This window comes from Streptomyces fructofermentans, assembly GCF_014651055.1.
Lineage (GTDB): Bacteria > Actinomycetota > Actinomycetes > Streptomycetales > Streptomycetaceae > Streptomyces > Streptomyces fructofermentans.
Map to the genome: position 1 here is coordinate 174,802 of NZ_BMWD01000002.1, position 13,464 is coordinate 188,265.

The 13,464-nt window shown below is 73.2% G+C and carries 11 protein-coding genes and 1 riboswitch; of the genes, 4 read left to right on the plus strand and 7 right to left on the minus strand.

The window, feature by feature from the left end; all coding sequences use genetic code 11:
* Nucleotides 1-44 precede the first annotated feature (44 nt).
* Together IE265_RS03805 and IE265_RS03810 are read right to left on the minus strand one after the other, a co-directional pair.
* Nucleotides 45-2,621, minus strand: coding sequence for a sensor histidine kinase (locus tag IE265_RS03805; RefSeq protein WP_190033868.1), 2,577 nt, complete (start codon nucleotides 2,619-2,621; stop codon nucleotides 45-47).
* 365 nt (nucleotides 2,622-2,986) lie between these two features.
* A complete protein-coding gene (locus tag IE265_RS03810; RefSeq protein WP_190033869.1) occupies nucleotides 2,987-4,189 on the minus strand; it encodes an MBL fold metallo-hydrolase in 1,203 nt (400 codons plus the stop codon).
* A 298-nt stretch (nucleotides 4,190-4,487) separates the two neighbouring features.
* Between IE265_RS03810 and IE265_RS03815 the strand changes: the two genes are divergently transcribed.
* Nucleotides 4,488-5,678 carry a Glu/Leu/Phe/Val dehydrogenase dimerization domain-containing protein gene (locus IE265_RS03815; RefSeq protein WP_190033870.1) on the plus strand — a complete coding sequence of 397 codons (1,191 nt, stop codon included), beginning with the start codon at nucleotides 4,488-4,490 and terminating at the stop codon, nucleotides 5,676-5,678.
* A 68-nt stretch (nucleotides 5,679-5,746) separates the two neighbouring features.
* Nucleotides 5,747-6,367, plus strand: a complete 621-nt coding sequence (locus IE265_RS03820; protein ID WP_190033871.1) for a TetR/AcrR family transcriptional regulator — start codon at nucleotides 5,747-5,749, stop codon at nucleotides 6,365-6,367.
* Nucleotides 6,368-6,557: 190 nt separating this feature from the next.
* Here IE265_RS03820 and IE265_RS03825 read toward each other — a convergent pair whose 3' ends face one another.
* The 3 genes from IE265_RS03825 to IE265_RS03835 form a co-directional block, all read right to left on the minus strand.
* Nucleotides 6,558-7,343, minus strand: coding sequence for an SGNH/GDSL hydrolase family protein (locus IE265_RS03825; protein WP_190034086.1), 786 nt, complete (start codon nucleotides 7,341-7,343; stop codon nucleotides 6,558-6,560).
* 404 nt (nucleotides 7,344-7,747) lie between these two features.
* A complete protein-coding gene (locus IE265_RS03830) occupies nucleotides 7,748-8,704 on the minus strand; it encodes a M23 family metallopeptidase (protein ID WP_190033872.1) in 957 nt (318 codons plus the stop codon).
* 2 nt (nucleotides 8,705-8,706) lie between these two features.
* A riboswitch (cyclic di-AMP (ydaO/yuaA leader) is annotated at nucleotides 8,707-8,882 on the minus strand.
* Nucleotides 8,883-9,166: 284 nt separating this feature from the next.
* Nucleotides 9,167-11,248, minus strand: a complete 2,082-nt coding sequence (locus IE265_RS03835) for an alpha-galactosidase (RefSeq protein WP_190033873.1) — start codon at nucleotides 11,246-11,248, stop codon at nucleotides 9,167-9,169.
* Between the two features lie 171 nt (nucleotides 11,249-11,419).
* Between IE265_RS03835 and IE265_RS03840 the strand changes: the two genes are divergently transcribed.
* Nucleotides 11,420-12,217: a tyrosine-protein phosphatase gene (locus IE265_RS03840; RefSeq protein ID WP_190033874.1), complete on the plus strand. Its 798-nt coding sequence runs from the start codon at nucleotides 11,420-11,422 to the stop codon at nucleotides 12,215-12,217.
* A gap of 116 nt (nucleotides 12,218-12,333) precedes the next feature.
* Here the strand turns inward: IE265_RS03840 and IE265_RS03845 are convergent, their stop codons facing one another.
* Nucleotides 12,334-12,459, minus strand: coding sequence for a DUF6126 family protein (locus tag IE265_RS03845; RefSeq protein ID WP_190033875.1), 126 nt, complete (start codon nucleotides 12,457-12,459; stop codon nucleotides 12,334-12,336).
* On the minus strand, nucleotides 12,456-13,103 hold the full coding sequence (locus IE265_RS03850; RefSeq protein WP_190034087.1) for a helix-turn-helix domain-containing protein: 648 nt from the start codon (nucleotides 13,101-13,103) through the stop codon (nucleotides 12,456-12,458). The genes IE265_RS03845 and IE265_RS03850 overlap by 4 nt, the downstream gene beginning before the upstream one ends.
* A 12-nt stretch (nucleotides 13,104-13,115) precedes the next feature.
* Between IE265_RS03850 and IE265_RS03855 the strand changes: the two genes are divergently transcribed.
* Nucleotides 13,116-13,385 (plus strand): hypothetical protein, encoded by a 270-nt coding sequence (locus IE265_RS03855; protein ID WP_190034110.1) that lies wholly within the window; start codon nucleotides 13,116-13,118, stop codon nucleotides 13,383-13,385.
* Nucleotides 13,386-13,464: the final 79 nt, after the last annotated feature.

Genomic DNA, 13,464 nt, shown 5'->3' on the forward strand with positions numbered 1-13,464 from the left:
ACGCGGATCTGCGGGAGCGTTCGTGGGGGTGGGGGTGGCGTGGTTCATCCGGCTGGTGTGCTCCCGTCGTGCCGGTCGGTCGGTTCGTGGCCGGACGCGGGGGCCGACTCGCGCGCCGCCTGCGCCTCGGGTGATGCCTGCGCCGTGTGCGGTTCGCCCATGGGTGAACCGGTCGAACCTGGAGGCGCGGTCGGGCGGATCGGGGTGGCGTCCGACGGCAGGACGCCCAGGGACCCCGTGTCCCAGTGCTGCGCGCGGGCCTGCTCCTGCGCCTGCTCGTGTGCCCGCGCCTGCTCCTCGGCCAGTCCGATCCCCCGCTGGAAGGCGGCCATCAGACCGGGGTCGTGGCCGACCGGCGGTCCTGGGTCCGGCCGGGGCGCCGGTGCGTCGCGCAGCTCGGGCACGATGTGCTCCTGCGCCCGCCGCTTGGGCAGGTGGGGCCTGGCCATGGTGCCGCGCACGGCGCCGTTGCGCGGGGTGGGCGGAGTGACGGTGTTCTCCGCCACGAGCCTCCGGTCGTCGGCCCTGATCCCGGGCACGGCCTCCGCCGGATTGTGCCGGGACTCCGCGCCGCGCACCGGCAGCGGGGCGGGGCCCGCGCCGTTCGCGGCCGACAGCCGGGCGCGCGCGTCACTCAGGTCGTGCGACTCCTGCGCGGTGCTGTCCAGCGGCGTCGCACGTCGTACGCCGACCGGGGAGGTGCCCGTAGCGCCGCCCTGCGCCGGAATCGGCGCCCCGTGCGGGGGCGCGCCCTGTGCCTGGACTCCACGTGCGGGGACTCCATGTGCGGGCGTGCCATGCGGTGGCGTGCCGTGGGCCGGGGTTCCGTGGGCCGGGGTGCCCTGCTTCGGGGTCCCGTGCGTCGGCCCGTCGTACCCGGCGGGCATCCCGTGGAGGCTCGTCCCATGTGCGGCCGAGCCATGCGAAACCGAGCCATCACGGGTCGGCACCCCATGGGTCGGCACACCATGGTCGCCGGCACCACGCTCCGCGGCACCACGGGTCAACGCCCCCCGGGCGGAGGTCCCCTGTGCCACAGCGCCCCGGCCCGAACCGTCCCCTGCGGACCGACCGGACTCCACTGACCGACCGGACCCCGTGAACTGATCGGGCCCGGCGGACCGGTCGGACCCGGCGGACCGATCGGGTGCCCTGGACCGATCGGTCCCAGCCGGCGGACGCCCGGACGAACCGGAACCGGCCCTGGTGGCAGGGCCGCCACCCGCACCGACCCCGCCGCCCGGTCCGCGCCCCGACCCCGGCGCAGGCGATGGCGAAAGCGAAGGCAGAGCTACCGCCGCCCCGGGCGACACCCCGCCCGGCGGCACGGCTCCCGACGGCAGCGCGCCCGGCGGCAGCGCGGCACCACCGCGCGCCCCGGCCGCCGCGCCGGCGATCCCGGCGCGCTGCCCGTCCTGGGCTCCGAGCAGTGCCTGCGGCACCACGAGCACGGCCTGTACGCCGCCGTAGATGTTGGTCTGCAACCGCACGGTGACCCCGTGCCGTCGCGCGAGCTGCGAGACCACGAACAGCCCGATGCGCCCGTCCTGCAGCAGACTCGCGACGTTCACCTGGTCGGGGTCGGCGAGCAGGGCGTTCATCCGGTGCTGCTCGGCCAGCGGCATGCCGAGCCCGCGGTCCTCGACCTCGATCGCGAGACCCGAGGTCACCGCGTTGGCGCGGAGCAGCACCTGGGTGTGCGGCGCCGAGAACACCGTGGCGTTCTCGACCAGTTCGGCGAGCAGGTGGATGACGTCGGCGACGGCGTGCCCGCGGACGGTCCCGTCGATCGGCGGTACGAGTTTGACGCGCGAGTACTGCTCGACCTCGGCGGTGGCGGACCTGAGCACCTCGGTCATGGAGACCGGATTGCTCCACTGGCGGCGCGAGACGGCACCGCCGAGCACCGCGAGGTTCTCGGCGTGGCGGCGGATGCGGGTGGCCAGGTGGTCCACGTGGAAGAGGCCCTTGAGCAGGTCGGGGTCCTCGATCTCGTTCTCCAGCTCGTCGAGGATCGAGATCTCCCGGTGCACGAGGGACTGAAGCCGCCGAGCCAGGTTGACGAAGACCTCGACCTTCTGCTCGCTGCCCACGTGGCCGGAGAGCCGGGACGCCTGGACGACCGCGCCGACCGCCCCGTCGTGGGCGCGCGCCAGGTCGTCGGCGAGCAGGTCGAAGTCGTCCGCGTCGGCCGCGGGCCGCACGCGTGGACGGTCGGCGGGCGGCGCCTCGCCGCGCCGCAGTGCCTCGACGACGGCGGTCAGGTCGGCCTGCCCGCGTGCGCTGGTCCGGCGCAGGACGGAGATGCGGTCCTGGACGGCGCGAGCGGCCCGGTTGGCCGCGACGGCCGCGATCACGATGCCCGCGAGGGCCACGGCGGTGGCGCCGCCCAGCACGATCCACAGCGTGGCGGCGGGTCGTACGGCGCTGGTCCGGACGGTGAAGAGCACGGCGGCGCAGGCGCTCAGGGCCACCGCGATGGGCGGCAGGACCGCCAGGCGCAGAAGCTGGGGCCGTATGTGCGTCTCGTGCAGCGTGGGGGTGGTGCGGGCTGCCGGTCGCCCGTGCCGCCCGCCCTCGCGGCGGTCTGCGCGTGCGGCCGGTGCGCGGAGGTGAGACATCGACGTCCTCGTACTGGGGTGTCGGGGCTGTGGGGGCTCCCGCGGTCTGCGAACAGGTCGTGCGCCGTCGCTGCGCCGGTCGGGAGAGCCGGGAATTTCGGCCCTGTGTCGATCAGCGGCCACTCACAGTAGTCGCCACCGCATCATGCGCGATGGGCAGTTGACAAAGTCCGGCGGTCGACGTCCCGCTCTGGTATGAGCGTTCGTACGACAGCCCGATAACCGCCTCGCACGCGCGTTCCCGAGGGCCGATGAAGCGATCAGAGCTGGTCGGAAGCGGTCAACGGCAAAAGGCGAGGGCCGAGGAGCACATGGCTCCTCGGCCCTCGCCGAACGGTCTCGCGCGGACGTCGCGCACCCGGAGGTCAGCCCGTGGGGACGGTCTCCGGGCTTCCGGTGCCTTCCGCGGTGTCACGCGGAGTGGCGTGCACGGGCCCGTCGGCCGCGGGCCAGCCGTCCTCCGGCGCGACGGCCACACCGCGCCACCAGGGCGCGGACGGCACGGTCTCCGCCGTCGGCTCGAAGGGCTCGCCCGGCCGGGGCAGCGCGATCCGGGTACCGGCGGCGCGGGCGGCGACGACCGTGCCCTCGCCGGGCTCCGCCCAGGGGTGCGTCGCCAGGTTGAACGTCGCCCAGTGGATCGGGAGCATCACTCCGGCGGGCCGGCCGCCCTGGAGGTCCAGGTGGGCGCGCACGCCCTCCTCCGGGGTCATGTGGATGTCGGGCCAGAACTCGCTGTACGCGCCGATCTGGATCATGGTGGCGTCGAAGGGCCCGTACGCGGCGCCGATGTCCTGGAAACCGGTGAAGTAGCCGGTGTCGCCGCTGTGGTAGATCCGGTGCTCGTCGCCCGCCACGACCCAGGAGGCCCACAGGGTGTGCTGGGTGTTGCGCAGGCCGCGGCCGCAGAAGTGGCGGGCAGGCGTCGCGGTCAGGGAGACGCCCCCGACCTTCGTCGTCTCGTGCCAGTCCAGCTCGCGCAGCCGGTCCGTCGGGACGCCCCACCGCTCCAGATGCGCGCCGACGCCGAGCGGCACGGCGAACACGGTGTCCGTGCCGGCCAGGGCCTTGATCGTGGGGAGGTCGAGGTGGTCGTAGTGGTCGTGCGAGATGACGACCACGTCGACCGGGCCGAGCGCCGCGAGCGGCAGCGGCACCGGGTGCAGCCGCTTGGGCCCGGCGAACGCGAAGGGCGAGCAGCGCTCGCCCCAGACGGGGTCGAAGAGCACCCGGTGGCCGTCGATCTCGGCCAGCACGCTGGAGTGCCCCATCCAAGTGAGCCGCAGGCCGTCGGCCGGGGGCGCGGCGAGGTCGGCGAGGGTCGTGGAGTGCACCGGGACCGTGCCGGACGGGGCCCGCCGCCTGCGCTCCTCCTTGCGGAAGAACGCCTGCGCGAACTCGCGCATGGCCCCGTCGGGCCGGGGGGCGCCTTCCGGGTTCCGGAAGACGCCGTCCGCGAAGTTCGGCGATCTGCGGATGCGCTCCATGCGCTCACCACTCGGATCCGCGCCGAAGGCGGCAGGCCGCAGCGCGCGGAGCCCGGAGCTCAGGGAACGGGAACCGGTCACGGCACCTCCATGTGGAGTCGGTCTGACTTTCCATTATGGTCGCCGCCTCCGACAGCGCCGGGTCGGGCGCGTGACGGAGTGGTGTCCGCGCCGCGTGCGGCAGGGGCCACCGCGCGTCCCCGCCCCCACTGAACACCCGGTCGGGGACCGACCGCGTTGACAGATTCGCCGAGCGCTTTCGATACTGACCGACTATTCAGTAATGCCGTCCGCGTCCGGACCTGCGCCGGGGCGGTGAGCACACCGGCTACAGGCTGGTCAACGTTCCGCCCCCGATTCTCGTTCCCGAGGAGACCCCATGACCGTCGCGGACAGCGGCCCCCTGATGACGCTCACCTGGACCGACCACGTGACCGGTCGGCAGGGCCACCTGGTCGTGGACCGGCTGGTGCGCGGCGTCTGCAGCGGCGGGCTGCGGATGCGGGCGGGCTGCACGCTGGAGGAGGTGGCCGGCCTCGCCCGCGGCATGACCATGAAGGAGGCCCTGCACTACAACCCCGAGGGCAGGTACGTCCCGCTCGGCGGCGCCAAGGGCGGCATCGACTGCGATCCGCGCTCCCCGGAGGCGTACGGCCTGCTCGTCCGCTTCCTGCGCGCCGTACGCCCCTATGTCGAGAGCTCCTGGACCACCGGGGAGGACCTCGGCCTCACCCAGGACCTCGTCGACCGGGCGGCGGCCGAGGCGGGGCTCGTCTCCTCGATCCAGGCGGTGTACCCGCTGCTCGACGACGAGGCCGAGGCCAGGCGGCGGCTGGCCGAGGCGTTCGCGGTCGAGGTGGACGGCATCGGCCTGGACGAACTGGTCGGCGGCTGCGGAGTGGCCGAGTCGGTGCTCGCGACGCTGGACCGGGCGGGCGTGGCGCACACGGGGACGCGGGTCGCCCTCCAGGGACTGGGCACCATGGGCGGCGCCACGGCCCGCTTCCTGGCCCGCGCCGGGCTGCGCGTCGTGGCCGTCGCCGACGTGAAGGGCACCATCGCCAACCCGGAGGGCCTGGACGTCGACGCCCTGCTCGCGGCGCGGGACGCGTACGGGACGGTCGACCGCGGGGTGCTGCGGCCCGCGGACCGGGAGCTGCCGGGCGACGCCTGGCTGACCGCGGACGCCGAGGTGCTGGTCCCGGCGGCGGTCTCGTACACGATCGACACCGCCAACCAGGCGCGGATCACCGCACGTTGGATCGTCGAGGCCGCCAACATGCCGGTTCTGCCCGAGGCGGAGGCGCTGCTCGCCGCGCGGGGGGTCACCGTGCTGCCGGACGTGGTGGTCAACTCGGGGACCAACGCCTGGTGGTGGTGGACCCTGTTCGGGGACATCGGGGCCGACGCGGAGGAGGCGTTCGCGTACACGAGACGCGCGATGCGCGACCTGATCGGACGGACTCTGGCCCGCGCGGACGCGGACGGGACGACGCCGCGGGCGGCGGCGCACGCGATCGTCGCGGATCTGCTGCCGGTGATCACCGAGCGGTTCGGCCAGTACCGGTGACCGCGGGCGGATGGCGGGTAAGCGTCCCTCGGCCGACACCGTGCGCGCCGACCCCATAGGGTTGTCCGGTGGCGAGAGTGCGGTTGAGCGTGGCGGAACGGCGCGAGGATTTGCTCCGGGCCGCGATCCAGCAGATCCAGGAACGCGGTGTGGCGGCGGTGCGGATCTCCGACGTGGCGGCCACGCTCGGGGTGAGCAACGCCCTGGTGCTCTACCACTTCTCCACGAAGGAGAAGCTGGTCGCCGCGGCCTTCACCTACGCGGCCGAGGACGACCTCGCACATCTGCGCAAGCTCCTCGGCCGCCGCACGACGGCGCTGCGCCGGCTGCGCGCGGCGGTCCGGTGGTACGCGCCGACCGGCCAGGCCAAGGGATGGCGGCTCTGGATCGAGGGCTGGGCGGTGGCGCTGCGTGAGCCCGCGCTGCGGGACGTGACCGGAGACCTCGACCGGCGGTGGAAGGCCGCCATCGCCGAGGTCGTCGCGGAGGGCGTGGCGGCGGGCGAGTTCAGTTGCGCGGACCCCGCGGGCGCCGCGCTGCGCCTCACGGCGCTGCTGGACGGGCTCGCCGTGCAGATGACCGCGTACCCCGGCGCGGTGTCGCGGGCGCGGACCCAGGAGTGGGTGGACGACGCTCTGGCCCGTGAACTCGGCCTGGCACGCGAGGCGTTGACGTCACAGGGCGACTGAGGCACTTCTCGCGCGCCCGCTCGGGCGTGCGGGAACCCCCGGCGGCGAAAGCCACCTCCCGCCCGGTCCCAGCCAGTCCCGCCCGGTCGGCGGGACGGCTCCGGGCCCGCCCGGGCCCGGAGCCCAGGGCTGCGGGAACCCCGTCGCTCCGGACCCGGCACGCGAGCGTCGGACCGCGCGGCGGCCGGTGTCAGGCGACCGCCTCGATGCGCATCTTGATGTCGTAGGGCGACAGGCTCCCCTTCGCGACCACCCGGTCCCCGGAGGACTCGCCGCGCAGGCGCCGCCCGATCCACGGCACCAGGTACTCGCGCGCCCACTGGATGTTGTCCCTGCGCATCTCCAGGGTGCCGCGCGGCGGCAGCGGCGGCCAGGGCTGGTCCGGGTCGGCGGGCACCTCCAGTCCGAGGACCTGGCCCGCCCGCAGGGCGACCCTGGTGTGCCCCTCGGGCGAGAGGTGCAGCCGGTCGCCGTCCCAGGCCCGCCGGTCCTGGATGGTCTTGAGGGACCACAGGTCGAGCACGGGACAGCCGTAGCGGTCCGCGATGGCCCGTACATGCAGGTTGTACGTGGCGATCTTGCCCCGCAGGTGCTTGAGCACGGGGACGTCACGGGTGTCGAACCCGGTCGTCACGAGCACGGTGCCGACCGACGACGTGAGGTCCAGCACGGCGCGCTCGAAGCGCTCCGCCACCTCGTCGGGGTCGGTGCCCGGCCGGATGATGTCGTTGCCGCCCGCGCAGAAGGAGACCATGTCGGGCGCGAGGTCCTTGGCCCGGCTGACCTGGTCCTCGACGATCTGGTCGAGCAGCTTTCCGCGTACGGCGAGGTTGGTGTAGTCGAAGCCGCCCTCGGGCCGCCGGTCGGCGAGGAGCACCGCGAACCGGTCGGCCCAGCCGACGAAGGCCCCGTCCGGGCCGGGGTCGCCGACGCCCTCGGTGAAGCTATCCCCCACCGCCACGTACGACCCGATCACTGATCTGATGTCATTCTTCGAATCGTCTGCCACATCGGCCCATGATTCACCTTCGGGTGTGAGCTACGCGACCGTAGGAAGGGGTTGACGGGCGGTGACATAGGCCACTCGTCAAGGATTGGTCAACCCGGAATAAGCCATCGTCCGCCATCGCCCGCCGGTGCAAGCCCAGTTCAGGCACCGGAGGGCGGGCGCACCGGCAACTCCGCCCCGCGGGAGTGCCATCGGGGCCGCGCGTCCGCATGGCGAGACGCGTCCGGAGGTCGCCCCGGGCGGCCGACCGCCCGCCCGCGGCCTCGGGCGCCCGCCCCGGGGCACGCCGAAGGCCGGGCCCCGGGGGTCGTGGGGTCCGGCCTTCGGCGTGGAACGGGTGGCGATGTGAGCGCCGGTGGTCGGGCCGCGGGTCAGACGGAGACGCCCTTGCCGCGCAGGTAGGCGAGCGGGTCCACGTCCGAGCCGTAGTCCGGCGTGGTGCGGATCTCGAAGTGCAGGTGCGGTCCGGTGACGTTGCCCGTCGCTCCGGAGAGGCCGACCTGCTGCCCGCCGGTCACGGCCTGGCCGGCCGAGACGGAAAGGGACGAGAGGTGGGCGTACTGGGCGTAGTGGCCGTCGGCGAGCCGGATGACGACCTGGTTGCCGTACGCGCCGCCCCAGCCGGCGGAGACGACGGTGCCCGCGCCGACGGCCTTGAGCGAGGTGCCGGTCGGGACCACGAAGTCGACACCGGTGTGGTAGCCGCTGGACCACATGCTGCCCGACATCTTGTACGGGGTGCCGACCGTGGAGGTCCCGACGGGCAGCGAGAAGCCGCCGGCCGTGGCGGTCTGCGCGGTCTCGGCCGGAGCGGAGGTGTCGGCCGCCCGGGTGACCGCGGTGGTGCCGGCGGCCTTCTTGGCGGAGGGCTTCTCGGCGGAGGACTTCTTCGCCGACGACTGACCGGCCCGGTCGGCCGCGGTGTCCGGGCCGGGGGCCGCGGCCTTGGCGCCGATCGTGAGCTTCAGGCCCGGGTGGATGAGCGACGGGTCGGCGCCGATCGCCTTCCGGTTGTCCTGGTAGAGCTTCTTCCAGCCGCCGCTGACGTCCTGCGTCTCGGCGATCTTCGAGAGGTAGTCGCCCGACCGCACGGAGTACGTCCTGGTCGCGGTCTTCTTCTCGGCGGCGGCCGGCGCCGATTCGGCGGCCTTCGTCACGGAGTTGGAGACGCTCGCGACGGACGCGGGGGCGGTCTGCGGGGCTGCGGCGTGCGCTCCGGTCGCGCCGAGCAGCGGCAGCGCGAGTGCGGCGCCACCGGTTCCGGCGACGGCGATGGAGCGGGTGAAACGCACGGACTTGGGACGGCGGTGCTTACCCTTCGCGGGCATGGCGAATTCCTCTCCGGCGCCTGCGAGGTGAGCTGTCGGGTGCGAGCTGGAGATGCCCGGCCGTGCTTGCGCACGACTTAACCCCTAGCCGTTCCGGAGACCGGAACAGGCGTCGTACCTGTGGGTCCCCCGCTCCTGCCACATACGGGTGAGTGCGGATTCCGGGCGGCGGCAGGATTGGGCGTCCGTCCGGATTGGTGGCGAACGTAAGCGACCTGAAGAGGCGGGGACAAGCTCCAGGGTTTCCTGTGTGTCCCGTTCTCTTGATCCCTGACCGAATTGACGGTCACCCTGCGTGAGTTCCGCACCCTCCGGCGCCGTCAAAGCCCAGAGAACCGACGTGAATTACGTGAGCATGGCGACAGCGGACCGTCACGGATATGACGCTGCTCACGGAGCCCCACCCCAGGAGCCCCCATTCCAGGGCGAGTTGGAATGAGAGCTCCATTACGGACAGATCGGTCAGATGCGACGCAGCCGCAGAACTGCGGCATCGAGGTCACCCTTGAGCCCGGTGGGCATCCCGTGGTGCAACAGCACCGAGCCCCGGTGCACTTCGCCCGTTTCGCGGCATTCGTACACCGCGTCCGCGTCGAGCCCCCGCAGCCTCAGCGGGGCGAGCGGCTCGCCGTAGCTCTGCGCCTGGAGCCAGGCGAGGACGACGACCTCGCCGCCCCGGACGTACTGGACGGCGCTCAGGCCGCCTTCGGGGGCCCGCAGCCGGTACAGGTCGCCGCCCTGCACGACCGGCCGAATGTCCTTGTAGAGCTCCACCCAGGTCCGCGCCTCCGCCAGCTCCTCGTCCGTCCACCGGGTGAGGTCGCCGCCCACGCCCAGCACCCCCGCCATGGCGCTCACGAAGCGGAAGCGCAGGGAGCTGACCCGCCCGTTGAGCTGCACGTTCGGGCTGTCGGTGACCCAGGCGGCCATGGCGCGCGCGGGATGCACCTGGGTGAAGCCGTGCTGGATGGCGAGCCGGTCCAGCGGGTCCGTGTTGTCGGAGGTCCACACCTGGTCCGTGCGGGCCATGATCCCGAGGTCGATACGCCCCCCGCCGCCCGAGCAGGACTCGAAGGCGACACCCGGGTGGGCGGCCCGCAGCCGGTCGAACAGGGCGTACACGGCGCGCACATGATCCACCCACAGGCGTTGCGGGTAGGCCTCTCCCGGCCATCCCGCGTCGGTGAAGCAGCGGTTGAAGTCCCACTTCACGTAGTCGATCGGCGCACTGGAGAGCAGCGTGTCGAGCTGTTCCCAGAGGTACTCCTGGACATCCTCGCGGGCGAGGTTCAGTACGAGCTGATTGCGAAGTTCCGTCCGCTTTCGACCTACTTGCGACTGCACCCAGTCGGGGTGCGCGCGGTACAGCTCGCTGTCCGGATTGACCATTTCGGGCTCGACCCAGATGCCGAACCGCATCCCGAGGCCGCGCACCTCGTCGGCCAGCGGCCGGAGGCCGCCGGGGAAGCGCTCCGGGTTGGGAGTCCAGTCGCCGAGCCCGGCGCGGTCGCTGGTGCGCGCCCCGAACCAGCCGTCGTCGACGACGAACAGTTCGACACCCATGTCCGCGGCCCGCCGGGCGAGTGCGAGCTGCTGCTCCTCGGAGATGTCGAACTCGGTGGCCTCCCACGAGTTGTAGAGCACCGGACGGTCCAGTCCCGCGTCCGGGATCACGTACATACGCTGGTACGCGTGCCAGGCGCGACTCGCCCCGCCGAAGCCCCCGTCGCTCCACAGCCCCGCGAAGACGGGCGTGACGAAGCTCTCGCCCGGTTCGAGGCGGACCAGCCCCGAATCGTCGTACCCGGCGCCGCCGGTGATCTGCACGCGCGCGTCCGGAAGCTGCGCGACGGAGATCCGCCACGACCCGGACCACGCGAGGGCGCAGCCGTAGACCTCCCCGCGCTCCTCGGTCGCCGTGCCCTGCTCGTCCAGCGCGACCCACGGCAGGTGCTGGTGCCCGGTGTGGCCGCGCCTGCTGCCGATGACCTTCTCGCCGTAGGTGAGGTCGGAGCGCACGAGCCGGGACTCGGCCGCCCACCGCCCGTGCAGTTGGGAGAGCCGCCAGCCGTCGCGGTGGGGCAGCGTCCAGGTCGCGGAGTCCGCGCGCAGCACCTCCAGGGCGGGCCCCTCGTTGGCGAGGGTCACCCACCGCTCCACGACGTCGGTGCCGGCCCGCATCCGGTAGTGCAGCGTGATGCCGAGTCCGGAGTCGCGGAACCGCAGCCGCAGCTCGTCGCCGTCGGTCTCGTGGCCCTCGAACCGCCACTCGGTGCCGCGCCGCTCCTCCGTGCGCACGGAGAGCGCCGGGCGCGCGAACCGGGCGCCGCCCTCGACCGGGTACTCCTCGTGCCCGTCGACGGGAGCCTCGAAGGGCCAGTAGCCGGGTCCGGGGCGTGCGGCCAGCGCCTCGGCGTCGGCCCGCGCGATCCTGGGGCCCCAGTGCAGGTGCAGGAGCTCGTCGTCCTCACCGAGCCGCAGGGCATAGCTGCTCGCCGGGCCCGAGAGAAGCCACGTGCGGCCGTCTTCGCCGATCTCCACCATCAAACCCTCACAAATACGAACAGGGACGCTCAAGTACAAACATCATCATCCCTACGAAGAGGCTCCCGGGCAACGCCTGTGGACAACTCCTTGGCCTACGAACCGATGTCGTATCGTCGGGAGCGCACCTCGCCGACGAGCCGCGTCGGCAGCCGAAGGGGAGGAGCCCCCGTGACGCAGCAGGTTCCGTCGACCGAGCCCGAGCTGGCCGGAGTGCGCAATTTCCGCGATGTGGGCGGACTCCCGACGGTGGACGGCCGACGCGTCGCGTACGGGCGCCTGTTCCGCAGCGGACACCTCGCCCACGCCACGGCGGAGGACACCGAGTTCCTCGCCTCACTGGGCCTGCACACGGTCTTCGACTTCCGCAACGCCGCCGACCGGAAGCTGGAGGGCCCCGACGTCGAGCTGCCCGGCGTGCGGAACGTGAACCTGCCGCTGAGCGACCCGGCCGACGGCGCCGAGTTCTGGAGGCTCGTGCGCGACGGCGACCTCGTCCAGCTGCGGCAGCTCCTCTCGGACGGCCGCGCGGCGAACCGCATGATCACCTCGTACCGCACGATCATCACGGAGCGCACGGCCGAGCACCGCGAGGTGCTGCGCGCGCTGGCCGACGACAGCGCCCCGGCCCTGATGCACTGCGCGGCGGGCAAGGACCGCGCGGGACTGTCCATCGCCGTGACGCTCCTCGCGCTGGGCGTCGAGCGCGAGGCGATCATCGCGGACTACCTGGAGTCGAACGCGACGCACCGCCGCTACAAGGTCCACCGCAGCAGCTCCGCCGCCTCGGCGTACTCGCCGGAGGTGATGGAGCTGCTCAGCCCCCTCTTCGACGCCCGCGCCGAGTATCTGGCGGCCGCCTTCGAGACGATCGAGGAGACCTGGGGCGGGGTCGACGCGTATCTGGAGCAGGGCCTCGGCGTCGACGCGGCGACGCGGGAGCGGCTGCGGGATCGCTTCCTGGACTGAGGGCCCGGGCCCGACGACCGAGGGCCCGGCCCGACTCCCCCTCCCCGTGGCCCTCTCACCGTGGCCCTCTCGCCCGGACGGGGGTCGCCTGGTGGCGCTCCCCTCCGGGCCCCGGCTCACTGCCCCTGGGCGCCGAGCGAGAACAGCAGGTAGACGAACGCGGCGAAGACGTGCCCGACCGCCACGTAGATGATGAGACGGACCCACAGGGCGCGGGGGAACTTCTCTTCCATGTCCTTCATCGGGTCTCTCCTGGGGTAGTGGGTCCGAGGCACAGCGCGGCCGTGGGGCTCTGCAGCAGGGTGTGGACGAAGAGCAGGTCCGCCCCGTCCCGGTCCGCGGCGGCGATCCGGTGCGGGGTCAGCGAGTCGAAGTGCGCGCTGTCGCCCGGGCCGAGCACATGGGCCGTGTCGCCGAGGCGCAGCCGCAGCCGCCCATCGAGGACGTACAGCCACTCCTCCCCGGGGTGCACCCGCACGATGTCGCCCTGCGCCCCGTACGGCACGTGCACCCGCAGGGACTGCATCCCGCGGCCGGCCCCGCCGGCCTGCCAGTACGTCCAGCCGCCCGCCCTGGTCGGTTCCATGTCGGCGGCGCGCACCACGGCGTCCCGCTCGGCGGCCGTCTCACCGAGCAGTTCCGAGACGGTGGTCCCGTAGACCCGGGCCAGCGCGAGCAGCATCGGCAGCGAGGGCTGGCGCTGCCCGGTCTCCAGCCGTGACAGATGGGCGGGTGAGAGCCCGGCGGCGCGGGCCGCCGACTCCAGCGTCAGCCCGCCGCGGCGGCGCAGCGCGCGGAGCTGGGGGGCGACGGCGGGCAGCACGTCGGCCGCGCCGGACGCGGCTCCGGTGACGTACGGAGCCGGTGGCGCGGTACCGGGCCCGATCCCGGCTCCGGCGTGACCGCCGGCTTCGGGATCGGCTTCGGCTTCGGCTTCGGCTTCGGCTTCGGCTTCGGCTTCGGCTTCGAGATCGGAATCAGCTCCGGCTCCCGCTCCGGTCTCGGGATCAGCTCCGGCGTGTACGGAATCGCCGACCCCGGCGGAACCGCCGAGGTCGGGGTGAGGGTGGGTGCCGGGATCGGCGCCGGGTCCGGGGTCGGGCGCCGGGTCGTGAGGGTTCGCGGCCTGGGACGGGCCGGACCCCCGCGGCGGCCTCGTACCCTTTGAGGGGCTCATACCGTAGATTCAGCCAGAGCTTTGCCCGCGAGGCAAATTTCTTGCCTCTCGGGCAAATCCCGAGCCGCCG

What these genes read in the sequence shown, in the direction of transcription:
- IE265_RS03835 (WP_190033873.1), bottom strand. Translation starts at nt 11,248, where the DNA reads ATGGTGGAGATCGGCGAAGACGGCCGCACGTGGCTTCTCTCGGGCCCG.
- IE265_RS03845 (WP_190033875.1), bottom strand. Translation starts at nt 12,459, where the DNA reads ATGAAGGACATGGAAGAGAAGTTCCCCCGCGCCCTGTGGGTCCGTCTC.
- IE265_RS03805 (WP_190033868.1), bottom strand. Translation starts at nt 2,621, where the DNA reads ATGTCTCACCTCCGCGCACCGGCCGCACGCGCAGACCGCCGCGAGGGC.
- IE265_RS03815 (WP_190033870.1), top strand. Translation starts at nt 4,488, where the DNA reads ATGACCGTCGCGGACAGCGGCCCCCTGATGACGCTCACCTGGACCGAC.
- IE265_RS03830 (WP_190033872.1), bottom strand. Translation starts at nt 8,704, where the DNA reads ATGCCCGCGAAGGGTAAGCACCGCCGTCCCAAGTCCGTGCGTTTCACC.